Genomic DNA, 26850 nt, shown 5'->3' with positions numbered 1-26850 from the left:
TTGGGCACAGGGCTTGCTTGCGGGTTTTCACCAACATATTAATCCTATTTATCCGCATAAATTGGCCGGAAATTCGCAGGCCCCAGCTTTCTTCCCGCTTCCCCACTTCCTACACCACGACCGGAGAACCCCATGCAACGCAGACATCTTCTTCAGCTCGCCGCCCTGTCGGCCGCCCCGGCTTCGCTCCTGGCCGGCCGCTCCGTCTTTGCCCAGTCCGCCGACGCGATCCGCTTCGGCTGCCCGGTGCCGATGTCCGGCGCCTTCGCGGCCAACGGCAAGTTCGCCGACCTGGGCATGAAGCTGGCGATCGAGCAGTACGGCAAGGCGCTGAACCGTCCGCTGACCTACACGGTGCTCGACACCGAGGGCAAGCCGGCTACCGCCGTGCGCAAGGTGCAGGAAGCCTCGCAGCAGCAGGGTGCGAAGTTCTTCGCGGGCGGCACCCTGTCGTCGGAAGCGCTGGCCATGGGCAAGGAGGCCGAGAAGGCTGGCGGCCTGTTCATCACCACCGCGGGCGCGGACGAGATCACCGGCAAGGACTGCAACGCCGCCACTTTCCGCTGGTCGGTACCCACCTTCGGCGCCATCGAGCAGACGGTGCGTCCGCTGATCGCCAGCATGCCGAAGGCAAAGCGCTGGTACACCATCACGCCGCAGTACGTGTTCGGCGACGGCCTGTTGAGCGCGGCCAGGAACATCTTCCAGGAGAAAGGCATCGAGCACGTGGGCAACAGCTACCACTCGCTCAACGAGAAGGAGTTCAGCGGCTATCTCACCAACGCGATGGCGGCCAAGCCCGACGTGTTGCTGCTGCTCAATTTCGGTGCGCAATCGTCGGCCGCACTGCGCCAGGCGGTGAGCTTCGGCATGCACAAGAACATGACCATCCTGATCGCCTGGGCCTCGGGCCTGGAGCAGTTCGACGAGCTGGGCGCCGACCTGTGCGACGGCGTCTACTTCGGCGCGCAGTACTGGCACACGGTCGACACGCCGCTCAACAAGGACCTGGTGAAACGCACGGCCGACAAGCTCAAGATCGTGCCCAACTACAGCCTCGCGGGCTCGTACATCTGCACCAAGATCCTGATCGACGGCATCGTGAAGGCAGGCAATGTCGACCCGAAGGCCGTCGCCGCGGCGCTCGAGGGCATGAAGTTCGACGGGCTCACCGGCACCGAGGAAATCCGCAAGGCCGACCACCAGGTGATCAAGGACTACTACCTGCTCAAGGGCAAGGCCAAGTCGAAGATGGCGAACCCGGCCGACTACGTCGATGTGGTGAGCTCGGGCAAATCGTTCCTCCCGGTCGACAAGACCGGCTGCAAGCTGGCCTGACGCCGCCCGGCACCGCGCTTCGTCCGCGCCGACCGTGGCGCGGGGGGCGCGGGCCGCCTATCCGCCCATAACGACACCCATGTCCGTCTACCTGCTCCAGACCATCAACGGAATCGGCATCGGCATGCTGTATTTCCTGCTGGCCGTTGGCCTGTCCATCGTGTTCGGCCTGCTGCGCTTCGTGAACTTCGCGCACGGCGCCTTCTATCTGCTGGGTGCCTATCTGTGCTTCCAGGCCCTGCAATGGGGGCTCGACTTCTGGGCTGCGCTGCTGCTGGTGCCGTTGTTCGTCGGCGCACTCGGCTGGCTGGCCGAGAAGCTGCTGCTGCGCCGCGTCTATGCCAAGGCGCACGAGTTCCACATCCTCGTGACCGTGGGCCTCGCGCTCGCGGTGCAGGAAATCGTCATTGTCTTCTGGGGCCCGCTGGGCAACAGCGTGCCGACGCCCGACCTGCTGCAGGGCGTGGTGATGTGGGGCAGCTTCATCTATCCGAAGTACCGCCTCTTCGTGATCGGCTTCACCGCCGTGCTCGCCGTGCTGCTGTGGTGGGTGCTCGAAGGCACGCGCCTTGGCAGCGCGGTGCGCGCGGGCAGCGAGTCGACCGAGATGGTTTCGCTGCTCGGCATCAACGTGTTCCGCGTGTTCAGCCTGGTGTTCGCGCTCGGCGCGGCCACGGCGGCGCTGGCCGGCGTGCTGGCCGCGCCCATCCGCGGGGCCGAGCCCTTCATGGGCGTCGAGGCGCTGGGCGTGGCCTTCGTGGTCGTGGTGATCGGCGGGCTCGGCAGCTTCAGCGGTGCGCTGGTCGGCGGCGTGCTGATCGGCATCGTGCAGAGCCTCATGAGCACCATCTGGCCGCCGGGGGCGAGCCTGATGATCTACATCGCGATGGGCGCCGTGCTGCTGCTGCGCCCGCATGGCCTGCTCGGCCGCAGAGGATGAACGCGCCATGCCAAAGAAATACACCTTCCTGCTGGCGCTGATCGTCGCGCTCGCGCTGCCGCTGTTCATGCGCTCGGGCTCGCTCGCGAGCGAAGTGCTCATCTATGCGCTCGCTGCGCTGGGATGCAACCTGCTGCTGGGCTACACGGGGCTGCTCTCGTTCGGCCAGGGCATCTTCTTCGGGCTGGGCAGCTACACCATCGCGATCCTGCTCACGCGGCTGCAACTGCCGATGCCGCTCGCATTGCTCGCGGCCATCGGCATGGGCGCACTGGGCGCGGCGGTGGTCGGCTGGGTCGCCATCCGCCAGCGCGGCACCTACTTCGTGATGCTCACGCTGGCCTTCGCGCAGATGTTCTATTTCGTGGCCTACACGGCCTCGGGGCTCACAGGCGGCGACAACGGCCTGCTCGACGTGCCGCGCCCGGCCTTCATGGACACGCCGTGGAAGTACTACGCCTTCGTGGCCGTGGTCTTCCTGATTGCGTTCGCGCTGCTGCTCAAGGTGACCGATTCGGTCTTCGGCCGCACGCTGCTTGCCATCCGCGACAACGAGGACCGCGCCGCCGCCGTGGGCTACGACCTGAAGCGCTTCAAGTTGCTGGCCTTCGTGATCTCGGGCGCCGTCACCGGCCTGGCCGGCGGCCTGCACGCGATGATGACCGGCATCGCGCCGCTGTCGAACGCCGAGTACCACACGAGCGAGATGATCCTGGTCATCACTGTGATCGGCGGCACCGGCAACCTGTTCGCCTCGGTGCTGGGCTCGGCCTTCTACGTGCTGCTGGCCGACTGGCTCTCCACGCTGTGGCCGCGCTGGCTGCTGCTGCTGGGCCTGCTGCTGATCGGCGTGAGCATCGGCATGCAACGCGGCCTCTGGGGCCTGGGCGAAAGCGCCTGGCGCCGGGTGTTCCGCAAGACGCCGGCCGCCACCAAGGTGCCAGCGGTGCAAGGAGAACAGGCATGAGCCGCAGGGCCGCTCCCAAGGCGAATACCGCAGCGCGCAGCGCGGAGGTTACTGAATGAGCGACGTCCTCATCGAAGCCATCGGCGTCACCAAGCACTACGGCAAGTTCGCCGCGCTCGGCGGGGTCGACCTGAAGATCAAGCGCAACACCGTGCACTCGGTGATCGGGCCCAACGGCGCCGGCAAGACCACGCTGTTCCACATGCTCACGGGCACCGGAACCACCACCGGCGGGCGCATCATGTTCGACGGCCACGACGTGACGCGCGAGCCCGACCACCGGCGCGTGCAGCGCGGCATGGCGCGCTCGTTCCAGGTGACCAGTCTGTTCCCCAGCCTGTCGGTCCGCGAGAACCTGCGCGTGGCGGCACAGGGCATTGCGCCGCGCCAGGCCATGAACTGCTGGCGCGCACCCGTCGGCGAGCGCGCGTGTGCCGGCACGGTGGCCGAGGTGCTCGCGCGCGTCGGCCTCGAGCGGCTGGCCGACACGCCCGCCAGTGTGCTCTCGCACGGCCAGCAGCGCCGCCTCGAAGTGGGCATGGCGCTGGCCGCCAGGCCCAAGGCCATCTTCCTGGACGAGCCGACCTCGGGCATGGGCATCGACGACCTCGACGACATGAAGCAGCTCATCCGCGGCCTGCGCGACGCGCACACCGTGGTGCTGATCGAGCACAACATGAACATCGTGATGGACATCTCCGACACCGTGACCGTCATGCAACTGGGCCGCGTGCTGGCCGAGGGGCTGCCGGGCGACATCCGGTCCGACGCGCGCGTGCGCACGGCGTACCTGGGCAACATGATCACCGGAGGCAAGGCATGAGCGCCGTGCCGGGCCGCCCCAAACAAGCTCGCACCGCAGTGCGAAGCACGGAGGTATTCCCATGAGCGGGCAAAACATCCTCGAAGTCGAAGGCCTGCATGCGCACTACGGCAAGAGCCATGTGCTGCAGGGCGTGTCGCTCACGGTGGGCGAGGCCGAACTCGTCACGCTGCTAGGCCGCAACGGCGCGGGCAAGTCGACCACGCTCAAGAGCATTGCCGGCGCCGTCACGCCCACGGGCGGGCGCGTGCGCTTCCAGGGTGCGGACATCGCGGGCCAGCCGCCGCACCGCATCGCCACGCGCGGCGTGTGCCTGGTGCCCGAGCACCGCGGCATCTTCAAGCTGCTGACGGTGGAAGAGAACCTGCTGCTCGGCCTGCGGCGCGATTCGCCCTGGCAGCTGGCCGACATCTACCGCATCTTTCCGCGCCTGAAGGAGCGCCGGCGTAACGGCGGCGGGCAGCTGTCGGGCGGCGAGCAGCAGATGCTGGCCATCGGCCGCGCGCTCATGAACCATCCGCGCCTGCTGATCCTCGACGAACCCGTGGAAGGCCTGGCGCCGGTGATCGTGGAAGAGATCGTCGCGCAGCTGAAGACCATCAAAAAAGCCGCGGGTGTCGCGATCCTGCTGGTCGAACAGAACCTCGAGGTCTGCGTGCAGCTGGCCGACCGCCACTACATCGTGGAGCAGGGTGTGATCGTGCACGAGGCCGGCAACGCCGCCTTCATGGCCGACCATGAAGTGAAAGACCGCTACCTCGGCGTCGGGCTCGCCTGAGCGCGCCCCGTCTCCTGCACCCCTTCGTCAAAACCATGAACACACAGAACGAACTTTCCGCCGCACCGGACATGCGCGCCCTGCGCGTCGACGGCCAGCGCCTCTGGGACTCGCTGATGCAGCTCGCGCAGCTCGGCGCCACCGAGAAGGGCGGCGTGTGCCGCATCGCACTCACCGACCTGGACCGCCAGGGCCGCGACCTCTTCGCGCGCTGGGCGCGCGAGGCCGGCTGCGAGGTGCGCGTGGACGCCATTGGCAACATCTTTGCGCGCCGCGCGGGCCGCGACAACGCGCTGCCGCCGATCACCACCGGCAGCCACATCGACACGCAGCCCACGGGTGGCAAGTTCGACGGCAACTACGGCGTGCTCGCGGGGCTGGAGGTGATCCGCAGCCTGAACGACGCCGGCATCGCCACCGAGGCGCCGGTCGAGGTCGCGGTGTGGACCAACGAGGAGGGCTCGCGCTTCGTGCCCGTGATGATGGGCTCCGGCGTGTTCGCGGGCGCCTTCACGCTCGAGCATGCGCTCGCGCAGCGCGACACCGAGGGCGTGAGTGTGGCCGAAGCGCTGTCGGCCATCGGCTATGCGGGCCCCGCGCCCGCCTCAGCGGCGGCCTCGCCCGTCGGCGCCTACTTCGAGGCGCACATCGAACAGGGTCCGGTGCTCGAGGCCAACGAGCGCGTCATTGGCGTGGTCGAGGGCGCGCTGGGCCAGCGCTGGTACGACGTGGTGGTGCAGGGAATGGAAGCCCACGCCGGCCCCACGCCGATGGAGCTTCGAAAAGACGCGCTGCTCGCGGCATCCGAACTCGTGATCGAGGTCAATCGCATCGCGCTGGCGCACGCGCCGCATGCGCGCGGCACGGTCGGGTGGATCGACTCCTACCCCAACTCGCGCAATGTGATCCCCGGCCGCGTCCGGCTCAGCGTCGACCTGCGCGCGGCCGACGACGTGGTGCTGTCGGCCATGGACGCCGCGCTGAAGGAGGCGGTGCAGCGCATCGCCGCCGGCGCGAAGGTCCAGGCGACGGTGGAACAGGTCGTCTATTTCCCGCCGCAGCCGTTCACGCCGACGCTGGTGTCGGCCGTGCGCGAGGCTGCACAGGCCCAGGGCCTCGGCTGCATGAACGTGATCAGCGGCGCCGGCCACGACGCGGTGTACCTCGCGCGGGTCTGTCCCACGGCCATGATCTTCGTGCCCTGCCGCGACGGCATCAGCCACAACGAGATCGAGGACGCGCAGCCCGCGCACCTGGAGGCCGGCTGCAACGTCCTGCTGCAGGCCATGCTGCAAAGCGCAGGCGTTACTGCCGAAGGGGCGACCGCATGAAAGTCCTGATTGCCCGCCTCAACCACGAGACCAACACCTTCTCGCCGGTACCCACGCCGCTCGCGGCCTTCGGGCCCGACGGCCCGACCTTCGACGCGCAGGCCTACCGCGACAACAAGGGCATGCGCACCGCGATGTCGGCCTTCATCGATCTCGCCGAGCGGGCCGGCGCAACGCTGGTCACGCCGGTGTCGGCCTCGGCCAACCCGAGCGGTCCGGTCGATGCGCAAGCCTACACCACGCTCACGCATTGCATCGTCGATGCGGCGCCGGGCTGCGACGCCATCCTGCTCGACCTGCACGGCGCCATGGTGGCGCAGAACAGCGTCGACGGCGAAGGCGACCTGCTGGTGCGACTGCGCGCGGCGGCGCCTGGCGTGCCGATCGGCGTGGCGCTCGACCTGCATGCCAACGTCACGCCCGCGATGGTGGAGAACGCCGACGTGATCGTCGGCTTCAAGACCTACCCGCACGTCGACATGTACGAGACCGGCGAGCACGCCGGCCGCCTGCTGTTCGACCTGCTGGCCGGGCGCAGCAGGCCGGCGATGCGCTGGCGCGGGCTGCCGCTGATGGCGCACACGCTGCGCAGCGCGTCGTTCACCGGCGCGATGCAGCGGGCCATCGAATCGGCGCGGGCAGCCGAGGCCTCGGAGTCATTGGCGGTGTCGATCTTTGCCGGCTTCTCGCTGTCCGACATCGAGGCGCCCTGCATGAGCGTGGTGGTGGTCGATGCCGAGGCGTCCGAGCGCGCGCAGGCCACGGCCGACCGCATCGCGGCGCAGCTATGGGCCGAGCGCGAGGCCTTCATCTACCGCAGTGAGCCGCTGGCGCAATCGGTGGCGCGTGCCAAGGTGATTGCCCAAGGGGCGACGCGGCCGGTCCTGCTGCTCGACCACGGCGACAACTGCATGTCCGGCGGCAGCTGCGACACCATGGACGTGCTGCAGGAGGCGCTCGCGCAGGGCCTGGACGGCATCGGCGTGGGGCCGCTGTGCGACCCCGAGGCGGTGGCCGCGCTGATCGCCGCGGGCGTGGGCGCCCAGGCAACGGTGGCGCTGGGCAACAAGGTGTCGCTCGAAGGCATCGGCCTGCACAAGACGCCGGCGCGGTTGACCGGCACCGTGCGAACGATCAGCGACGGCGAGTACGTGATCACCGGCCCCACTTACACCGGCCAGCGCAGCAGCATGGGGCGCACCGTGCTGTTCGACATCGGCGCCGCACGCATCGTCGTCACCGAGCGCACGCAGGAGCCATGGGACATCGGCGTATTCGAGTGCGCGGGGCTCGATCCGCGCAAAGAGCGCTATCTGCTGCTGAAATCGCGCATGTACTGCCGGCCGGTGTTCGAGCCACTGTCGGCGGCGCTGGTGGAGTGCGACAGCCCGGGCGTCACCAGTTCGGACTACAAGCTGTTCCCGTTCAGCAAGGTGCGTCGTCCGGTCTTTCCATTGGACGATGCGGACTGAGTGCATGGCCGAGACCCGGAAGGATGGTGAACATTAGTCGATCATGATTGACGACAATCAGCATAAGTCTTGCGAACAAAATGGAAAGCCATCCGGATGCACGCTTGTGCACAACAAATGCACCGCCAGCTGGAACGCAATGTGTCGGTCAAGCGCGCCGAGCCCGAACGCACACTGGCCCATCTGCTCGGCATGGCATGAGTGGCCGGCAAGCATCGACCCTGATTGCGCTGCTGCTTCTGGCTGGCACGCAGGCGGTGGCGGCGCTGCCCAGCTTCCAGCAAGTCCGCCAGGAGTTCCACCCTTCCGATACACGCGTGCTGGACCGCAACGGCGAGCTGCTGCAGCGCGTGCGCCAGGATGCCAGCGTGCGGCGCGGCCAATGGACGCCGCTCAGCGACATCTCGCCGGCCCTGCGCCAGGCCATGCTGCTGAGCGAAGACAAGCGCTTCTACGAACACAGCGGCGTCGACTGGCAGGCCGTGTCGGCCGCCGCCTGGGGCAATCTGTGGGCCACCCGGACGCGCGGCGCCTCCACCATCACGATGCAGCTCGCCGGCCTGATCGACGACGACCTGGCGCGGCGCAGCAGCGACGGGCGCAGCATCACGCAAAAGCTCGGTCAGGCGCTGGCAGCGCGCGAACTGGAAGCCCGCTGGCGCAAGGACCAGATCCTGGAGGCCTACCTCAACACCGTGCCTTTCCGCGGCGAGATCGTGGGCATCGACGCGCTCTCGCGCACCCTGTTCGGCAAGGCGGCGCACGGCCTGGACGCGCGCGAAGCGGCGCTGGCCGCGGCCCTGGTGCGCGCGCCCAACGCCAAGCCCGCCCTGGTGGCGCAGCGCGGCTGCGAACTGCTGCGCAGCATGCAGCCAGACAGCCGGCCCGATTGCGCCGCGCTCGACGCCTTTGCCGGCGCCGCGCTGGCGCGCCGCGACTGGCCAGCCAGCGAAGGCATCGCGCCGCACCTGGCGCAGCGCCTGGCCCGGCAGCAGCCAGGCCAGGCCAGCATGCGCACCACCCTGCGCGCGCCGCTGCAGCGTTTTGCGCTGGCCAGCCTGCAGCGGCACCTGCGCGAACTGCGCGGGCGCAACGTGGAAGACGGCGCGGTGGTGGTGCTGGACAACGCCAACGGCGAGGTGCTGGCCTGGGTCGGCTCGTCCGGCGATTCGCTCAGCCGCGCTTCGGAAGTCGATGGCGTGCTGGCCCGGCGCCAGCCCGGCTCCACGCTCAAGCCCTTCCTGTACGCGCAGGCGATCGCGCAGCGGCGATTCACCGCCGCCTCCCTGCTGGACGACTCCAGCGCGCAGATCGGCACCGCCTCCGGCCTGTACATCCCGCAGAACTACGACCGGCATTTCAAGGGCCAGGTGTCGGTGCGCCGCGCATTGGCGTCCTCGCTCAACGTGCCGGCGGTGCGCACCCTGGTCATGGTCGGCCCCGAAGCCTTTGCGCGCCAGTTGCAGGCCAGCGGCATTGCGCTGGGCGAGAGCGGCGACTACTACGGCTACAGCCTGGCGCTGGGCAGCAGCGAGGTCTCGCTGCTGCAACTGGCCAACGCCTACCGCACGCTGGCCAACGGCGGGCGCTACGCGCCGCCCGGCGACGGCTTGCCGCAAAGCGCGGCGCCAGCGGCCGGCCGGCCGGCGATCGACCCGCGCGCCAGCTTCATCGTCGGCGACATCCTGCACGACGCCAATGCCCGCGCGCCCACCTTCGGCCTGGACAGCGTGCTGGCCACCCGCTTCTGGACCGCGGTGAAGACCGGCACCAGCAAGGACATGCGCGACAACTGGGCCGTGGGCTGGTCCTCGCGCTACACGGTGGGCGTGTGGGTGGGCAACGCCAGCGGCGCGCCGATGTGGGACGTGAGCGGCAGCAGCGGCGCCGCGCCCGTCTGGGCCGAGCTGATGGGCTTTCTGCACCGGCACGAAGCCAGCCGCGCGCCGGCACCGCCGCCGGGTCTCGTTCACACGCGCGTCAGCTTCGGTGACGGGCTGGAGGCGGCGCGCGAGGAATGGTTCATCGCCGGCACCGAGCAGGCCCGCTTTGCGCCGGACAGCGCCGCGGCGGCGCAGCAGGCGCCGCGCATCACCGAGCCGGCCGACGGCACCATCCTCGCGCTCGACCCCGACATTCCGCCCGCGCGCCAGCGCCTGGTCTTCCAGGCCGAGGCCGCGGCGGCGCCGGCGCTGCAATGGCGCATCGACGGCCGCATCGCCGGCCAGGGCCCGCGCCTGTCCTGGCTGCCCTGGCCGGGGCGGCATGTGGTGCAGCTGGTGGACCCGCGCGGCAAGGTGCTGGACGAGCGGCGGCTCGAAGTGCGCGGAGCGGGGGTAGCCCACTCCCGCGCGGTAGCCGACTGAGATCAGCCGAGCAGCTTCATCAGCTCGGCATCCACCGGGGCTGCTTGCGCCGTGCGCGCGACCTGGGCCGAGAAGGTGGCCGACGCATGCCGCTCGGCCGGAACCTTCTGGCTGGCCTTGACTTCCCGCGGCTCAAGCACGCGAACCTCGCCGGTGTTCAGGTGGATCTCGACCAGCATGCCGTGCGGCTTGGCGTCGCCGGCGTTCTGCACTGCCAGGCGGACGCGCACCACCTCGAGGTCGGCCGGACGGTCGATGATGACCTGGCCATTGCCCGGGGCGTGCATCCATTCCGGGAGGGCCTTGCCATCAGCGCCGGCAACCTCCACCTTGGCGGCGTCGCTGTGGAAGCTCAGCCAGACCTGGTCGCCCTGGACCTGCATTTCGACCATCACGTCGCCATCCAGCCGCGCGGAGGTCCAGAGGTTGCCGTGGGCGCCGTCGCCGATGTCGGCCAGCACCTTCGCCAAGCCGCTGCTGGCGCCGCCGTCCATGCGCATGTCGCCCTTGCGGGTGCCCAGGGCAGAGAGGCCGTTGAGCGAATCGAGTTCATCGACCATCTTGCCCAGCGAGCCCGCTTCGATCTGGCCCGACGAGATGCCGCCGTCGCTCGAATCGCGGCTTGCGTTCGTGCCGACGCCGCCGTCCTGTTCGCCGGACTGCGAGGAATCGCCCTGGTAGAAGGGCACGTCATTCGGGTCCTGCGAGGTGCAGTTGATGACCACCTTCACCGGCGTCAGCTTGCCCGTGCCGTCGTCCACCATCACCACGAAACTGTCCTTCCCGCTGAAGCCGGGCTCGGGCGTGTAGCTGTAGGTGCCGTCCGGGTTGAGCACCAGCGTGCCGTGCTCGGGCTCGGTGTCCACCGTGAAGGACAGCCCGTCGCCTTCGGGATCGACCACGCTGATCCTGCCGTCCACGGGCGCGCCGTTCTCGGAGTTCGCGGTCGTCGTGCCGGTGGCCGGGTCGAAGCTCTGACCGGGAATCTGCGGATCCACCGGGCGCGGTGCGTCTTCCGCCGCCGCGATGTCGATCACCACGGTGGCCGGCGTCAGGTTGCCCTTGCCGTCGTCGACGATCACCACGAAGCTGTCTTCGCCGTTGAAGTCGGGGTCCGGCGTGTAGGTGTATGTGCCGTCGGGGTTGATCACCAGCGTGCCGTGCGCGGGCTCGGTGTCCACCGTGAAGTGCAGCTCGTCGCCTTGCAGGTCTTCGGCCGCGATGCGGCCATCGACCGGCACGTCCTCGGTCGCCGTCACGGTCGTCGTGCCGGTGGCCGGGTCGAAGCTCTGGTCCGGAAGCTGCGGATCCAGCAGTTGCGGAGCCTCGGGCTGGACGTTCAGCTCGATCACGATGGGCGTCAGGTTGCCCTTGCCGTCGTCGGCAATCACCACGAAGCTGTCTTCGCCGCTGAAGCCGGGCTCGGGCGTGTAGCTGTAAGTGCCGTCCGGGTTGATCACCAGCGCGCCGTGCGCGGGCTCGGTGTCCACCGTGAAGGACAGCCCATCGCCGTCGGGATCGACCACGCCGAACGCGCCATCCACCGGCTGGCCTTCGTCGGCCGTCACGGTCGTGATGCCGGTGGCCGGATCAAAGCTCTGGCCGGGGATCTGCGGGTCCACCAGGCGCGGTGCGTCCTCGTTCGCCCCGATGTCGACCACGACCGTCGCCGGTGTCAGGTTGCCCTTGCCGTCATCGACCATCACCACGAAGCTGTCCTCGCCGTTGAAGTCGGGGTCTGGCGTGTAGGTGTAGCTGCCGTCCGGGTTGATCACGACCGTGCCGTGCGCCGGCTCGGTGTCCACCGTGAAGTGCAAGTCATCGCCTTGCAGATCTTCGGCCGCGATGCGGCCATCGACCGGCACGTCCTCGGTCGCCGTCACGGTCGTCGTGCCGGTGGCCGGGTCGAACACCTGGCCGTCGATGCCCGGGTCCAGCAGTTGCGGGGCTTCGGGAAGGACGTTCAGCTCGATGACGATGGGCGTCAGGTTGCCCTTGCCGTCGTCGGCAATCACCACGAAGCTGTCTTCGCCGCTGAAGCCGGGCTCGGGCGTGTAGCTGTACGTGCCGTCCGGGTTGATCACCAGCGCGCCGTGCGCCGGCGGCGTGTCGACCGTGATGGCCAATGCGTCGCCGTCCGGATCCACCACGCCGAACGCGCCATCCACCGGCTGGCCTTCGTTGGCCGTCACGGTCGTGATGCCGGTGGCCGGGTCGAAGCTCTGGCCGGGGATCTGCGGATCCACCAGGTGCGGCGCGTCTTCCGTCGCGCCGATGGCGACGACCACGGTGGCCGGCGTCAGGTTGCCCTTGCCGTCATCGACCATGATGACGAAGCTGTCTTCGCCGTTGAAGTCGGGGTCCGGCGTGTAGGTGTAGCTGCCGTCCAGGTTGATCACCACCGTGCCATGCGCGGGCGGCGTGTCCACCGTGAAGTTCAGCAGGTCGCCCTGCAGGTCCAGCGCCTCGATGCGCCCTTCCACCGGAAGGTCCTCGAGGGCCGTCACGGTGATCGTTCCGGTGATCCCGTCGAAGCTCTGGCCCGGAAGCTGCGGGTCCACCAGCTGCGGTGCCTCGGGCAGGACGTTCAGCTCGATGACGATGGGCGTCAGGTTGCCGTTGCCGTCGTCGGCGATCACCACGAAGCTGTCTTCGCCGCTGAAGCCGGGCTCGGGCGTGTAGCTGTACGTGCCGTCCGGGTTGATCACCAGCGCGCCGTGCGCCGGCGGGACCACGCCGAACGCACCATCCACCGGCTGGCCTTCGTTGGCCGTCACGGTCGTGATGCCGGTGGCCGGGTCGAAGCTCTGGCCGGGGATCTGCGGATCCACCAGGTGCGGCGCGTCTTCCGTCGCGCCGATGGCGACCACCACGGTGGCCGGCGTCAGGTTGCCCTTGCCGTCGTCGACCATCACGATGAAGCTGTCTTCGCCGCTGAAGTCGGGATCGGGCGTGTAGGTGTAGCTGCCGTCCAGGTTGATGACGACCGTGCCGTGCGCGGGCGGCGTATCCACCGTGAAGTTCAGCAGGTCGCCCTGCAGGTCCAGCGCGTCGATGCGCCCTTCCACCGGAAGGTCCTCGATGGCGTTCACGGTAATGGTGCCGGTGACCGCGTCGAAGCTCTGGCCCGGAAGCTGCGGGTCCACCAGCTGCGGTGCCTCGGGCAGCACGTTCAGCGCGATGACGATGGGCGTCAGGTTGCCATTGCCGTCGTCGGCAATGACCACGAAGCTGTCTTCGCCGCTGAAGCCGGGCTCGGGCGTGTAGGTGTACGTGCCGTCCGGGTTGATCACCAGCGCGCCGTGGGCGGGCGGTGTGTCCACCGTGATGGCCAATGCGTCGCCGTCCGGATCGACCACGCCGAACGCGCCATCCACCGGCTGGCCTTCGTTGGCCGTCACGGTCGTGATGCCGGTGGCCGGGTCGAAGCTCTGGCCGGGGATCTGCGGATCCACCAGGCGCGGCGCGTCTTGCGTGGCGCCGATTTCCACGATCACCGTGGCCGGCGTCAAGTTGCCCTGGCCGTCGTCGACCATGATGACGAAGCTGTCCTGGCCGTTGTAGTCGGCGTCGGGCACGTAGGTGTACGTCCCGTCCAGGTTGATCACCACCGTGCCGTGCGCGGGTGGCGTGTCGACGGTGAAGTTCAGCAGGTCGCCTTCCGGATCCAGGACCGCGATGCGGCCGTCCACCGGCGTGTCTTCGGCCACCGTCACGGTGACCGTGGCAGTGGCCGCGTCGAAGACCTGGCCTGCGATCCCCGGGTCCACGACGCGAGCCGCGTCATTGACCGGGATCACGTTGATCGTCACCGTCGCGCTGGCGAGCGCGCCGAGGCTGTCCGTCACCGTGTAGTCGAAGCTGACGGCGCCGTTCACGTCGGCCGCGGGCAGGAAGTCGATCTTGCCGTCGATGCCGATGAACACCTGTCCGCCCGGAACGTCGATGATCTGCTCGCCGCCCGTGAGCGCCGTGCCATTGATGGAGGCGAGGCTCGGCTTGCCGTCTTCCACGTCGCTGTCATTGGCTAGCAGGTCGATCGTGCCGCGCGTGTCTTCCAGCACGTCGAAACTGACGCCCTTGGCGATCGGCGCGTCGTTGACGGCATTGACCACCACGTTCACCGTGATGGGCGTCACGCCGCCTTGGCCGTCGTCGGCCAGGATGGTGAAGATGTCGGTACCGGCGAAGTTGTCGGCGGGCGTGTAGCTGTAGGTGCCGTCGGCGTTGACCACCAGCGTGCCGTTGGCCGGGCGCGTGCCGGCGCTGAAACTCACGGGATCGCTGTCGGGATCGGCCGCGAACACCTGGCCGGCCAGCGGCGCGTCCTCCGGCGCCGTCGCGGTGTATTCGCCCGTGGCCATGTCGAAGGTCTGGCCGGGCACCGAGATCGGAGGTGCGGCCGGCAGCGGGCTGTCGGCGGCCGAGCCCACGCTGACCGTCACCTTGGCACCGCTGACGGCGCCGGCGCTGTCGCGCACGGTGTAGTCGAAGGTGAAGGTGCCGTTCACGTTGAGCGCGGGAACGAAAGTCAGTGTGCCGCCGATGCCGACGAGCACCTGTCCACCCGGAACGTCGATGGTCTGCACGCCGCCCGTGAGCGCCGTGCCGTTGATGGAATCGATCACCGGCTTGCCGTCTTCCACGTCGCTGTCGTTGACCAGCAGGTCGAGCGTGATTTGCACGTCTTCCGGTATGTCGAAGGCGACGTCCTTGGCGACCGGGGCGTCGTTGACCTGCGCGACCACCACATTCACCTTGATGGTCGTGACGCCGCCGTGGCCGTCGTCGGCCAGCAGGGTGAAGCTGTCGGTGCCGGCGAAATCGCTGGCCGGCGTGTAGCTGTAGCTGCCGTCGGCGTTGACCACCAGCGTGCCGCTGGCCGGCCGGGTGCCGGCGCTGAAGCTCACGAGGTCGCCGTCGGCGTCGCTCGCCGCGATCCGGCCGGCAAAGGACGCATCCTCCTGTGCCGTCATCGTGTATTCGCCCGTGGCCGCGTCGAAGGTCAGCCCCGGCACATCGTCGACCTGAACCGGCAGCGGCGCATCGTTGACCGCCGTGATCTTCATGACCGTGGTCGCCGGGCTGGAAGCGTTGACGCCGTCGTTGGCGCTGATCACGATGTTGCGGTCGACCGTCGAGAGGGCGTCGGAGGTGGAGCTGAACTGCACCGCCTTCAGCGCCGCCAGGTAGGCGTCCCGCGTGGCCAGGCCGCTGAGGGTGAGCGTGAAGGTATCGGCGTCGTAGCTGGCGGCGATGCCGGCCGGCAGCGTGGCGCCCAGGGCCAGCACGTCGCCCGCCTGGCCGTTGCCGATCTTCACCGTCAACGATTGCAGGTTGGCGCTGTCCAGGTCGGTGATCAGGGTGTCCGGCGCCACGACGGCCACGCCGACTTCGTTCTCGCTGTAGTGGGTGACATAACTGTCGACGTCCAGGCGTGCGGCGTCCAGGATGAGACCCGAGCCGCTCTTGGCACCCCCGCCGTCCGTGTTGCCCCTCGATGCGAACCGGATGGTGGCGCTGCCAGTTTCCGAGGCCGTGAACGTCACGGTGTAGCGCTGCCAATCGGTGCGGGAAGTCTCGTAGTCATAGACGACGTCACCCCCCGCGGCGCCGATCACCGTGGTGCGCCCCAGGTCGTTGCCCGTGGAACCGACGGTGCGGGTGTGTGCATACCAGCTGAGCGTGTACGTCTGGCCAGGGACCAGGTTGCTGACGGTTTGCTGGATGTAGCTCGAGCCCACCGCGCCTTCGACCTCGACGACCTGGGCACCTTCAATGGGACCCACGCCGTAGGATGAAGCCTTGCCGTGTTCTGGCAATCCCTTTTCCGCCGTCCAGCCGTCCGCTTCGAACGAGCCGTCCACCAGCAGGCTGTGCCCCGGGCTCACCGTCGGTGCCAAGCCGCTGGCGGCCAGCAGCGAGGGGCTGGCACCGAGGCGCGTAGCGCCGACGGCCGGGTCCTGCGTGGCGGGCGCCGCCATTTGATCGACCTGCGCGAGCGCCGCGCCCACGTCGGCGTCCGCCGGCTGCTGCTCGGGGGCCGCCTGGTGGGCCTGCTCCACGACATGCTCGGCCGTCGCGGCCGCGGCCGCGTCGAGCAGCACGCGCGGCTCCAGCGCCTGCAGTTGAGCGTGGCGCTTGCTCGCCTGGACGGACGGTGCGCGGCGCGCGCCGGCGGTGGACTTGCGCTTGGATGGGGTGGACTTGAACATTTTTCTCTCCTTGATCTTTCGAAACGACAGCCTTGGCGCGTGATGGATTGGCCTTGGCATGTCAGGCAGCCAGGCACGAGGCCGGCTGCGTGGAAGTTTTGGGTACGCCTCGGTGTCAGGCCCCCGCTTCACGCACGAGGACGTGCAGGATTCGGCGCAACGCGCGCATCGCCAGGCTCTGGGGCGCGCCCCGCACCTGCATCTCGCCGCGCACCTCGGTGACCAGCGGGCCGCTGCCGAGATTGGCCGCCGAGGCGGAGACCTCGAAGACGGCGTGCTCGGGCATTGCCCTGCCCTTCAGCGGCCGGGCCGCCACCGGTCCGCCGTGGTTGGAGGCCAGCACCCAGTTGTCCAGCTCCTCGGCGGCGGAGGCGCCGATGCGCGTGATCTCGATCTGGCGCGGCGGCTGCAGGTGCAATTCGTCCTTGAATTCGCCGGCCGCTCCGGCCTGGATGCGCCGCAGGTCTTCGGCATCGACATAGCCGCGCACCTCCAGATCGCCCTGCCGCGCGACCAGCGCCAGCTGGGTCTTGTCGTCGACCCAGCGGCCGGCCTTCAGCTCGGGCGCCAGGTCGACGACCACGCCGTCGATCGGCGCGCGCACGGACAGCCTGGCGCGTTCGCGCTCCAGCCCGCTGATGCGATCGCCTTCCAGGCCCAGCTGGCTCGAAAGCACCAGGCTCTGCGACAGGTCGCGATCGTCGACGCTGCGGCGGTCCAGGCGCCTTTGCAGCAGGACGCTCTTGTCGCGTGCGCTTTTCAGCTCCTGGTCGATCTCCGGCACCGACAGCTGCATCAGCAACTGGCCGGCCCGCACGCGATCGCCCTGGCGCACGCGGATGGATTCGATCCGCGCCGGCTGCGGCGCGAACGCCGGTGCCTGGTTGGCCGCGCTCAGCATGGCGGGAATGCGCACCGTGTAGGGGAAAGGCACCAGCAGCACCGCCGCCAGCAGCAGCAGCGCCAGGCTGGTAAAGCGCAGCCGGCGTCCGGCCTGCCCTCTGCGCTCGAGCCACACGCGCACTTCGCGCCAGATGGGCAGCACGATGAACCAGCCGATCTCCACCGCGAACAGGAAGATGCCCAGCAGCTTGAAGAAGTAGTGGTAGACCAGCAGGGCGATGCCCAGGAACAGGAAGAAGCGATAGACCCACACGGCGTACGAGAAGGCGATCAGGAACAGCTTCTGACGGCCGTGCACCGGCTCGGGCTGTTCGTCGCCCCAGCCGAACAGCTGCTCGCGCAGCCACCAGCGGCCCATGGCGAAGGCGCGCTCCTGCAGGTTGGGGTAGCCGGTCAGGTCGCTGAACAGGTAGTAGCCGTCGAAGCGCATCAGCGGGTTCAGGTTGACCGCCAGGCTCATCACCCAGCCAGCAGTGGCCAGGGCGAAAGCGGCGTGGCGCAGCCCGCCGTCCGGCAGGAACACCCAGGCCAAGGTGGCCAGCACGGCAACCACGAGCTCGACCGCCATGCCGGCAGCGTCGATCAAGACGCGCTGGGTGCGCGTCGGCAGGCGCCAGGCATCCGTGGTGTCGGTGTAGAGGATCGGCGCCATGACGACGAAGGCCACGCCCATGGTCGTGACGCGCGATCCCATGCGCACCGCGGTGTAGCCGTGGCCCAGCTCGTGCAGCGTCTTGACCATCGCCAGGCTCAGGCCGTAGGTGACGACGCCGGCCACCGAGAACATGTCCGGGAAGGTCGCGAGGAACGGGTCCCACTGGCGCGACACGAGATACAGGCCCAGCAGCGCCAGCACCGCGATGGCCAGCCAGAAGCCTGGCCTGAAGAACACCGAGACCCAAGGCAGGGTGCGCCGAAGGAAGGCGTCGGGCCGGGCCAGTGGCACCTTGAAGAACAGGTAGCCGTGCAGCAGGTGGCTGCCCAGCGAGCGCTTGCGCGCCTGTGACTGCTGGCGCACCCGCGCGTAGGTCTGCTGCGGCACGGCTTCGAGGAGCTCGTTGCGCTGCAGGAAATTCAGCAATGCGCTGATCTCTTCGTCGCTGGGCGCGTCCGCGCCGGCCTGCTCGACCGCGGCGCGCATGCGGCCGACGGTGCCCGCGTCCCAGTGAGACAGCATGTCGACGGCACCTCGGTCGATGGCGAAGAAGCGCTGGGCCACCGGGTCGTGGATCCGCCGCTGCGTGGGCTGGCCGGCGCGGACACCGTCTGCGCCGCCCTCGATCAGACGCAGGTCCTGCCGCAGTTCAGGCAGCGGCAGACTGCCGAATTCGTTCTGCCCCGCGGGCGCCGGCGCGGTGGTCATGGCTTGTGCGTGCGTGGCGTTCATATCCCGCTCCATTGGCGCAGCGCGGTGATCGGGCGGCGCAGGAGGTAGTAGATGAGCGAGACCGGCTCGCCATACACGCGCGCCGTTCCGCGCAGGCCCAGGCGCTCTGGAGGCGCATTCGCGTCGTCCGCGCGGGCGGTGACGGCGAAGTTCGCCATGCCGGTGGCGTCGGGCTCGGCCTTGTAGGCGGCGCGCACCACGTGCGCGTCCAGCGGCGCCATCGGCGCGGCGTCCAGGAACACCTTGATGCGGGCGTTCTCGTGGACGTTGACGGCATCGGCCACCGGCACCTTGATCTGGTATTCCACCAGCTTCGGGTCGGCCACGCGCATGATGGCCTCGCCCACCGCCACCGGCCGGCCGGCCCAGTCGCGCGGGTCGCCGAACAAGGCGACGCCGGCCTGGCGGGCGCGAATGATCGACTTGTCCAGCATGGCCTGTGCGTAGTCGCGCTCGGCCTTTGCCACGCTTTGCTCGGTCTGCGCGATTGCGAGCTCGTGCTTGGCCGTGGCATCGTCCACCGCAGCCTGCTGCAGGCGCAGCACCTTGGCACGGGCGACTTCCAGCTTCTGGTTGGCGACGTCGAAGTTGCTGCTCAGCGTGGTGTCCACCAGCTGCACCAGTGGCGTGCCTTCGCTCACTTGTGCGCCTGGCGCCACCAGGATGCGTTCGACCACGCCGCGCACCGGGGCAGCGACCACGAAGGGGTCCTGCGGCGTGACTTCCACCGGCGCCAGCGTCGTGAGGGGGACGCGCACGAACACCAGCGCCGCGGCGGCGGCCACGGCCACCAGGCCGAGCTTGGACGGGTGTTTGCGCCACGCGGCCGGCGGCTTGTCGCGACCGGCGATGGCGCTCAGCCCATGCGCGTAGGCCAGGGCCAGGCGTTCGGCCAGCTTGCAGTGCGCGTCGTCCCACGGCAGCTCGCGCGCCAGCAGCCAGCCGGCACGAACGGGCCGTTCTCCATCGGCCAGCGGAACCCACATCAGGTGACGCAGGGAGGCTTCGTCGGTGCACGGGTCGGCCGGATCGGCATGGGTCGGCAGCTCGAACAGCTGCACCTTGCGCGCGGCCTCGCCGGGCTGCTGCCAAAGCGTCGCGCCGATGTTCTCGTACCAGCGGATCATGGGCGCGTCGCGGTTGACGCGCGCCAGGCCGGAAACAGCCACCGCTTTCCACGGCCGGGCCTCGTGTTGCGGCGCCGTGGCCGACGCGCTGTGCAACCAGCGCCGGCGCGGCGCGGCAACGTTGTTCGCCTGCAGGACCACGGCCTGCCGGAAGGGCAGCAGCGCCACCGGCTCGTTGGCCAGGTGCTGCCACAGCGCCTCGCGGGTGGCACAGCGCCGGATCTCGCCTTCGATGCGGATGAGGTGCATGGCCGACGGACTGGAAGCGCTTCGCGCCGCCTGCTTCGGCGGGTTCTTCGCATCGTTTCGAGGGGCGGTGGCAAGTGCCGTCATGGTGCCCGCCCTCACTGTGCGGCTTGCGCGGCGGTCCCGGCGACGGTCGAAGCCGCGCCGGATGCCGCCGCCGGGTCGCTCTCCGTGCCCTCGAGCAGCGCGCGGCCGCTCATGCCGGGCCTCACCTTGGCAGGCGCCTTGTCCACCGAGGCCACGACCTTGACGGTCTGGCTCACGGCATCGACCGCGGCGGAGATGCGCTGGACCTTGGCCTGCAGGGTGTCGCCGGTCTCGTCGATCTTGAAGGCGACGGTGGAGCCCTTGTGCAGCCACTGCAGCCACTTGGACGGCACCACCATGTGCAGTTCCAGCGGACCGTCGCTGACGATCTTGATCAGCTTCTCGTTGGCCGGCGGCGTCTCGTTGGGCCGCACCATCGTCTCGACCACGCGGCCGTTGTAGGGCGCCCCGACCTTGCAGCCGACCATGCTCTGGCTGATCACGTCGGCCTGGGCATTGCGCTCCTTTTCCTTGAGCACGGCGATGTCGGCGTCGGCGCGTCCGGTGGCGTCCATGGCCAGCAGTTCGGACTGCACCTTGGCGTTGCGGGCCTCGACCGAGGCGGCGGCGCGCGCCGCGCGCAGCTGCGCGGACAGCCGGCCGCAGTCGAAAGTCACCAGGGCGGCGCCCTTCTTGAAGTGATCGCCTTCGCGATACGGCATGCGCACGATCCGCTCCGAGACGGAGGACGAGAGCACGGCTTCGCGCTCGGCGCGCAGCACCCCGCGCGCCACGTTGGCGTCGGCTTGCGGCGTGGCGGCCCAGGCCATCGGGCTTGCCAGCAGCAGCGCCGCCAGCCGATGGGCGCCAGGGCGCTTCGGCAGTGTCAGCGAGGAATGGGTTTGTTTCATGTTCAGCTCCAATAGCGCCAGGGGTGGTCGATCCGTCAGTCGGCAATGCGGCGGCCTCCGCCCCTGTTACGGCGGCCTTTTTGGAATGCGGCTTGGATGAAGGGAAGCGGGGGTGTCCCCGCTCTCAAGAGCCTTCTCAGGCTTGGGGCGCGCCGGCCACGGCGTCGTGGCGCTTGGCCCACATGTCGCGCAGCTTGCCGGCCAGCTCGGCCACCGGCTCGGTGGTGCTCATGTCGCCTTCGACCGGGTCGATGCCCAGCGAGGCGTACACGTTGGCGTAGGCGTTTTGCAGATCGGCCAGCGCCATGTCGTAGCGCACCTGCGAGACCAGCGTGTTCATCTCCTCGCGGATCAGCGTCTGGCGGCTGAGCTTCTCGGCCTTGTAGCCGGCCTCGATCTGGCCCTCGATGCGCGCCTGCACGTCGTAGTAGCGCTTGGCCGTCTTCAGCTCCTGCAGGCGCACCGCGTAGCGCGCCCGGCTGACTTCCACCTGCGTGGCCACCGCCGTGGTGAGGGCCAGCTGGCGTTGGTCGAGCAGCTGGCCTTGGGCCTTGACCTTGGCCTTCTCGGCCGGCAGGCGGAACACGTTGAGCACATTCCAGCTGGCACGCGCCCCCCAGCCCACCCAGTTGTTGTTGTACAGGAAGCTGTTGTCACTGAAGTCCAGGCCGGCGAACACGCGCAGGCTGGGCAGCGCCCGCAGATAGGCCGCGGTGCTCTCCTTGTCGTTGCTGCGCAGCTGGTAGGCCACTTCGCGCAGCTCCGGCCGGTTCTGGATGGCCGTGCGCAGCAGCGCCGCGTTGTCGTTGCTCGTGATGCCCGGCAGCGCCAGCGGCTTCCACTCGATCGACTGCGAGGGCATCGCCACCGTGTACTGGGTGCCCGGCGCCAGGTTCATCAGCGCCGCCAATTGCTGCTTGGCCACGCCCAGCTCGCGGCCCAGGGCCTGCGCGTCGCGCCGGATGCTCAGCAGTTCGCGCTGGTAGGTCAGCGGCGCCAGCGGGGCCGACAGGCCCGCCTTCTCCTGGCGTTCGGCCTGCGCCAGCGCGTTCTGCGTCGTGTTCTCCAGCTCGTGGATCTTGCCCAGCAGCCGCTCGGCACTGACGGCGCGCCAGTAGGCGCTGCGCACGTCCTCGACGATGCGGTTGACCACCTTGCGCTTGCGCTCTTCAGCCACATTGACCTGGTCGGCCGCCTGTTGGGCGCGCACGTACGACAGGCCGAAATCCAGCACGTCCCAGCTGAGCGACAGGTCGCCCGACAGCACGTTCTTGTCCGAAGAGGTCGAGGGCTCCAGCGAGGTGCGGCCGGTCAGCAGCGAACGGCTGATGCCGCCCGAGTAGTTGTCGCGCCCGGCGTAGTCCAGCGACGTCACCACCTTGGGCAGCATGTCGTAGCTCTTGAGATCCAGTTCGCGCTGGCTCAGCGCCAGGTTCATCAGTTCGACGCGCCCGTCCAGGTTGTACTTGAGCGCGCGCGCCATCGCCTCGTACAGGTCGATGGGGCGGCTCACCGGCTCCTGGCCGGCGGCCACGCGCGCCGTCAGGTCCAGCGCCCGCGCATCGTTCTCCTGCGCCGTGAAGGACGTGGGCTGCACGGCGCATCCGGTCAGCACCAGCGTCAGCAGCGCGGCCTGCGCGGCACGGCTGCGGGTGAACAGTTTGGGTTGCGCACGGCGCGCGGCGCCCGACTCGAAGGTGGAGTTCATGAGGAGTTCCGATGTGTGTGATTGACCTGAAGAAATACGATCGAATAAGGCATTGATTTGCCTCCAATCAATTCAGAGAAGATCGCATTGAAGTGGGGAAATTATCGACCCGACAAGGCGCGATGTAACCATTGTTATGCGACTGTTTCTCGTAATCCATGGCTTATTTCACGATGAAATTTTGGTCAATCGCAAATCAATAGGAATTTGCCAAGATCGAATAGGAATCTTCTGAATTCAGCAGGGAAATCATCGAGATTGCCAAGTGAACGGACCGGCAATCACAGGAAACATCACACACCAGAAAACATGGCCACCAGAAATTGCCTGCGCAATTGCATTCATCGGAACTGACCCGATCAATTTCCGGCATCGATCAATTCGACAACGCGGCGCATGCATCCGCGAGGCGCCGAATTGGGCAGAGAATTGACCGACCCGATGTGAAGCGCAAGGGGGCTCTTTCCGACGTATCGGGTCCAGACATGGCGGTAGCACCGGTCGACGTGCGGACCTGCGGCGGCGCGCCTGTCGGCGAAGCAGGCGCCCGGCTCCCGATAATCGGCGCTCCCGCGCCATGCTTCGGCGCCCCTCAGGAGACCCCCCGCGTGCCCGACCTTTCAAAGATCACCTGCATCGAAGACCTGCGCGTCATTGCCAAGCGCCGCGTGCCGCGCATGTTCTATGACTACGCCGACTCGGGCGCATGGACGGAGTGCACCTACCGCGACAACGAAGACGCCTTTCGCAAGATCAAGCTGCGCCAGCGCGTGGCAGTGAACATGGAAGGCCGCTCCACCCGCACCACCATGGTCGGGCAGGAGGTGGCGATGCCGGTGGCGATCGCGCCCACGGGCCTCACCGGCATGCAGCATGCCGACGGCGAGATCCTGGGCGCGCGCGCCGCCAAGGCCTTCGGCATTCCCTTCACGCTGTCGACCATGAGCATCTGCTCGCTGGAAGACATCGCCGAGAACACCGGCCGCCACCCTTTCTGGTTCCAGCTCTACGTGATGCGCGACCGCGACTTCATGGAGCGCCTGATCGATCGCGCCAAGGCGGCCAACTGCTCGGCGCTGCAGCTCACGCTCGATTTGCAGGTGCTGGGCCAGCGCCACAAGGACATCAAGAACGGGCTGTCGACGCCGCCCAAGCCCACCATCGCCAACCTGATCAACCTGGCGACCAAGCCGCGCTGGTGCCTGGGGATGCTGGGCACGCAGCGGCGCAGCTTCGGCAACATCGTGGGCCACGCCAAGAACGTGAGCAACGTGTCCTCGCTCGCAGCCTGGACGGCCGAGCAGTTCGACCCCTCGCTCAACTGGAACGACATCGAGTGGATCAAGCGCCGCTGGGGCGGCAAGCTGATCCTGAAGGGCATCATGGATGCGCAAGACGCGCTGATCGCCGCCGACAGCGGTGCCGATGCGCTGATCGTCTCCAACCACGGCGGGCGCCAGCTCGATGGCGCACCGGCCTCCATCGATGCCCTGCCCGCCATCGCCGACGCGGTGGGCAACAGGATCGAGGTCTGGATGGACGGCGGCATTCGCAGCGGGCAGGACGTGCTCAAGGCGCGCGCACTGGGCGCCCGCGGCACTCTCATAGGCCGCAGCTTTCTCTACGGCCTGGGCGCCTACGGCGAGGCCGGCGTGACGCGCGCGCTGCAGCTCATCCACAAGGAGCTGGACATCACGATGGCTTTTTGCGGAAAGACGCAGATCGACCAAGTGGACTCGAGCATCCTACTGCCGGGTAGCTTCTAAGGCTCTTCTAAGGCTCCAGATACCTCATGCCGTGACAGAACCGGGCACAATGCCCGGTTTTTTTCGCCTTCTCACGGCAAGGTGTCGTCCTCAAGCGTCGAGAAAAGCACCTGGAAGACTTCCCTTGTCGTGACTGAACCCTGCGCGTCCTTCTTGAGCTGGATGAGTTGCTGTGCATCGGGCAACCCGGCAGGTATCACCATCGTGCCGCCCGGCTTCAACTGATAGATGAGCGCCGACGGGATCAGCTCGGGGGCCGCGGTCACCAAAATCCTGTCGAATGGTGCACGTTCAGGCCAGCCATGGCAGCCGTTTCCGATCCTGATCTCGACGTTGTCGTACCCTTGGTCGGCCAGCCGCTGCGCGGCCTGCTCGGCCAGTTCCTCGATGATCTCGACCGTAAAGACGCGCCGCGCGAGCCCCGACAGGATGGCCGACTGGTAGCCCAGCCCGGTACCGATCTCGAGCACCGTGTCGGTCGGTTGCACACCGAGCAGGTCGGTCATCACGGCGACGATGAAGGGTTGTGAGATCGTCTTGCGGTAGCCGATCGGCAACGGCGAATCGACGTAGGCGTAGGGCCGCAGTTCGAACGGCACGAACGCATGGCGCGGCACCGTGGCCATGGCGTTCATGACCCTCGGATCCAGCGCCGCCTTGCCCAGATACGTGGTCGAGAAAACCGTCTTGGCGGCGATCTCGGCCAGCATGCGCTGCTGCAACAGCGTGAAGTCCGATTCGCTCATGGTGCCCTCCGGGCATTTCCGTATTTGAGCAAAGCGCTCCGGCAACTTCAGGCGCGCCCACTGACCTTGCTGATCAGCCGACGGCTTCCCACAAGCCCGGATAGCGGGTGATGAAGCCCTCGGCCGTGACCTTGAGCGTGTCCTTGTATTCGAAGCGCGGCGCCTCGTAGGCGTATTCGCCGTCGCCCTTGCGGGTGTAGCGCTGGGCCAGGACGCTGAGCGAATCGCCGTCCAGATCGATCCAGGCGGCCGGCACCTCGGCCACCTCGCCCTTCTTGAGGTTCAGGCGGCGCAGCTGCACCAGGTTGGTGGCCGGGGTGAAGCCCAGGTCGAGGTCGATGCAATGGGCCAGCTCGGGCACCACCTCTTCGTTGAGCGTCCAGTCGCCGCGGCCATTGCGGGCAATGGCGAAATCCACGGCGCCCGAGCCGATCCAGCCGCGCACCCGGCCCCACTTGGTGTGCCAGGCCTTGTCGCAAAACACCCGGTAGTCCAGACGCGCCGGCCGGCCGTCCGAATGCTGGAAAACGGCCGCGCCGTCCAGCTGCCAGGATTCACCGTGCCGCTCAAGCCGGCAGGCGTCGTGCCCCGGCGCATCGAGCCGGCGCCAGAAGATCGTGGCGATGGTCTGCATGATGGCTCCAATGATGGCATCGAAGCGCGCCGGACACCAGTAGGTCGACGGGCGGGGGGCGATAACGGCGCCCCCGGCAGCACATCGGGCAAAGACGCCAAAATCACGCCCGTGAACGCATCGATCCGCCGCATTGCTCACCTCGACATGGATGCCTTTTTTGCCTCCGTGGAACTGCTGCGCTACCCGCAGCTCAAGGGCCTGCCGGTGGTGATCGGCGGTGCCCGGCGCCAGGTGGACGAAGCCATCCGGCGCCACGTGCCCGAGGGCGGCAGCCTGGCCGACATTCCGGTCGACGCTTTTCCGCGGCTGAAGGACTACGTGGGGCGCGGCGTCATCACCACCGCCACCTACCCGGCACGCACCTTCGGCGTGGGTTCGGCCATGGGCATGATGAAGGCGGCCAAGCTGTGCCCGCAGGCGATCCTGCTGCCGGTGGATTTCGAGGAGGTGCGCCGCTATTCGCGCCTGTTCAAAAAGACCATCCGCGAGATCGCGCCGCTGATGGAAGACCGCGGGGTGGATGAGGTCTACATCGACTTCACCGACGTGCCCGGCGGCCAGCGCGAAGGCGGGCGGGTGCTGGCGCGCCTCATCCAGAAATCCATCTTCCAGGCCACCGGCCTGACCTGCTCGATCGGCGTGGCACCCAACAAGCTCATTGCCAAGATGGCCAGCGAGTTCGAGAAGCCCAACGGCATCTCGGTGGTGCACGAGGCCGACCTGCAGACGCGCATCTGGCCCCTGCCCTGCCGCAAGGTGAACGGCATCGGGCCCAAGGCCGACGAGAAGCTCCAGCAGCATGGCATCCACACCGTCGGCGAACTGGCGGCGCGCGAGCGCGACTGGCTCGTCGCCAACTTCGGCAAGTCGACCGGTGCCTGGATGCACGAAGTGGCCTGGGGCCGTGACAACCGGCCGGTGGTGACCGAGAGCGAACCGGTCTCGATGAGCCGCGAGACCACCTTCGAGCGCGACCTGCACGCGGTGCGCGACCGCGCCGAGCTGGGCGCCATCTTCACCCACCTGTGCGAGAAGCTGGCCGAAGACCTGCAGCGCAAAGGCTACGTGGGCAAGACCATCGGCATCAAGCTGCGTTATGACGACTTCAAGATCGCCACGCGCGACCAGACCGTGGCGACTTTCACCGCCGACGGCAAGACCA

At 68.3% G+C, this 26850-nt stretch carries 17 protein-coding genes; 10 read left to right on the top strand and 7 right to left on the bottom strand.

Annotated features, from left to right (window positions below; genetic code table 11):
• Nucleotides 1–132: 132 nt before the first annotated feature.
• The 8 genes from ACIPRI_RS17815 to pbpC all read left to right on the top strand — a co-directional run bounded on the left by ACIPRI_RS17815 (nucleotide 133) and on the right by pbpC (nucleotide 10015).
• Nucleotides 133–1338, top strand: a complete 1206-nt coding sequence (locus ACIPRI_RS17815) for an ABC transporter substrate-binding protein (protein WP_446622803.1) — start codon at nucleotides 133–135, stop codon at nucleotides 1336–1338.
• A 79-nt stretch (nucleotides 1339–1417) separates the two neighbouring features.
• Complete coding sequence (locus ACIPRI_RS17810) at nucleotides 1418–2278, top strand: branched-chain amino acid ABC transporter permease (RefSeq protein ID WP_446622802.1); 861 nt, start codon at nucleotides 1418–1420, stop codon at nucleotides 2276–2278.
• Nucleotides 2279–2285: 7 nt separating this feature from the next.
• Complete coding sequence (locus ACIPRI_RS17805) at nucleotides 2286–3245, top strand: branched-chain amino acid ABC transporter permease (protein WP_446622801.1); 960 nt, start codon at nucleotides 2286–2288, stop codon at nucleotides 3243–3245.
• A 55-nt stretch (nucleotides 3246–3300) separates the two neighbouring features.
• On the top strand, nucleotides 3301–4068 hold the full coding sequence (locus tag ACIPRI_RS17800) for an ABC transporter ATP-binding protein (protein ID WP_446622800.1): 768 nt from the start codon (nucleotides 3301–3303) through the stop codon (nucleotides 4066–4068).
• 61 nt (nucleotides 4069–4129) lie between these two features.
• Nucleotides 4130–4846 (top strand): ABC transporter ATP-binding protein, encoded by a 717-nt coding sequence (locus ACIPRI_RS17795; RefSeq protein WP_446622799.1) that lies wholly within the window; start codon nucleotides 4130–4132, stop codon nucleotides 4844–4846.
• Nucleotides 4847–4881: 35 nt separating this feature from the next.
• Complete coding sequence (locus ACIPRI_RS17790; protein WP_446622798.1) at nucleotides 4882–6177, top strand: Zn-dependent hydrolase; 1296 nt, start codon at nucleotides 4882–4884, stop codon at nucleotides 6175–6177.
• Nucleotides 6174–7649 (top strand): M81 family metallopeptidase, encoded by a 1476-nt coding sequence (locus tag ACIPRI_RS17785; protein WP_446622797.1) that lies wholly within the window; start codon nucleotides 6174–6176, stop codon nucleotides 7647–7649. The genes ACIPRI_RS17790 and ACIPRI_RS17785 overlap by 4 nt, the downstream gene beginning before the upstream one ends.
• Nucleotides 7650–7846: 197 nt before the next feature.
• Entirely contained in the window at nucleotides 7847–10015 is a 2169-nt protein-coding gene (pbpC, locus tag ACIPRI_RS17780; protein ID WP_446622796.1) for a penicillin-binding protein 1C, read from the top strand.
• A gap of 2 nt (nucleotides 10016–10017) precedes the next feature.
• On the opposite strand, the gene ACIPRI_RS17775 is transcribed toward pbpC, so the two are convergent.
• The 5 genes from ACIPRI_RS17775 to ACIPRI_RS17755 form a co-directional block, all read right to left on the bottom strand.
• Nucleotides 10018–16230 carry an Ig-like domain-containing protein gene (locus ACIPRI_RS17775; protein WP_446622795.1) on the bottom strand — a complete coding sequence of 2071 codons (6213 nt, stop codon included), beginning with the start codon at nucleotides 16228–16230 and terminating at the stop codon, nucleotides 10018–10020.
• A 115-nt stretch (nucleotides 16231–16345) separates the two neighbouring features.
• The gene (locus ACIPRI_RS17770) at nucleotides 16346–18520 is read right to left on the bottom strand and encodes an HlyD family efflux transporter periplasmic adaptor subunit (protein WP_446622794.1); all 2175 of its coding nucleotides are present in this window, start codon (nucleotides 18518–18520) and stop codon (nucleotides 16346–16348) included.
• The gene (locus ACIPRI_RS17765) at nucleotides 18517–19980 is read right to left on the bottom strand and encodes an efflux RND transporter periplasmic adaptor subunit (RefSeq protein WP_446622793.1); all 1464 of its coding nucleotides are present in this window, start codon (nucleotides 19978–19980) and stop codon (nucleotides 18517–18519) included. Before ACIPRI_RS17765 ends, ACIPRI_RS17770 begins: the two co-directional genes overlap by 4 nt.
• Before the next feature lie 11 nt (nucleotides 19981–19991).
• The gene (locus tag ACIPRI_RS17760) at nucleotides 19992–20831 is read right to left on the bottom strand and encodes an efflux RND transporter periplasmic adaptor subunit (protein WP_446622792.1); all 840 of its coding nucleotides are present in this window, start codon (nucleotides 20829–20831) and stop codon (nucleotides 19992–19994) included.
• A gap of 136 nt (nucleotides 20832–20967) precedes the next feature.
• Entirely contained in the window at nucleotides 20968–22539 is a 1572-nt protein-coding gene (locus tag ACIPRI_RS17755) for a TolC family protein (RefSeq protein WP_446622791.1), read from the bottom strand.
• A gap of 608 nt (nucleotides 22540–23147) precedes the next feature.
• On the opposite strand from ACIPRI_RS17755, the gene ACIPRI_RS17750 reads away from it, so the two are divergent.
• Nucleotides 23148–24305 carry an alpha-hydroxy acid oxidase gene (locus tag ACIPRI_RS17750; RefSeq protein WP_446622790.1) on the top strand — a complete coding sequence of 386 codons (1158 nt, stop codon included), beginning with the start codon at nucleotides 23148–23150 and terminating at the stop codon, nucleotides 24303–24305.
• A gap of 71 nt (nucleotides 24306–24376) precedes the next feature.
• Here the strand turns inward: ACIPRI_RS17750 and ACIPRI_RS17745 are convergent, their stop codons facing one another.
• A complete protein-coding gene (locus ACIPRI_RS17745; RefSeq protein ID WP_446622789.1) occupies nucleotides 24377–25051 on the bottom strand; it encodes a protein-L-isoaspartate(D-aspartate) O-methyltransferase in 675 nt (224 codons plus the stop codon).
• A 73-nt stretch (nucleotides 25052–25124) separates the two neighbouring features.
• Entirely contained in the window at nucleotides 25125–25685 is a 561-nt protein-coding gene (locus tag ACIPRI_RS17740) for a putative glycolipid-binding domain-containing protein (protein WP_446622788.1), read from the bottom strand.
• 147 nt (nucleotides 25686–25832) lie between these two features.
• Between ACIPRI_RS17740 and ACIPRI_RS17735 the strand changes: the two genes are divergently transcribed.
• Nucleotides 25833–26850 (top strand): DNA polymerase Y family protein (locus tag ACIPRI_RS17735; RefSeq protein WP_446623051.1); only part of this gene is annotated, 1018 nt, incomplete at its 3' end.

The organism is Variovorax sp. LARHSF232 (assembly GCF_052871435.1).
Note: the sequence above shows the minus strand (reverse complement) of the source record. Positions and strands in the feature narration are given on the sequence as shown.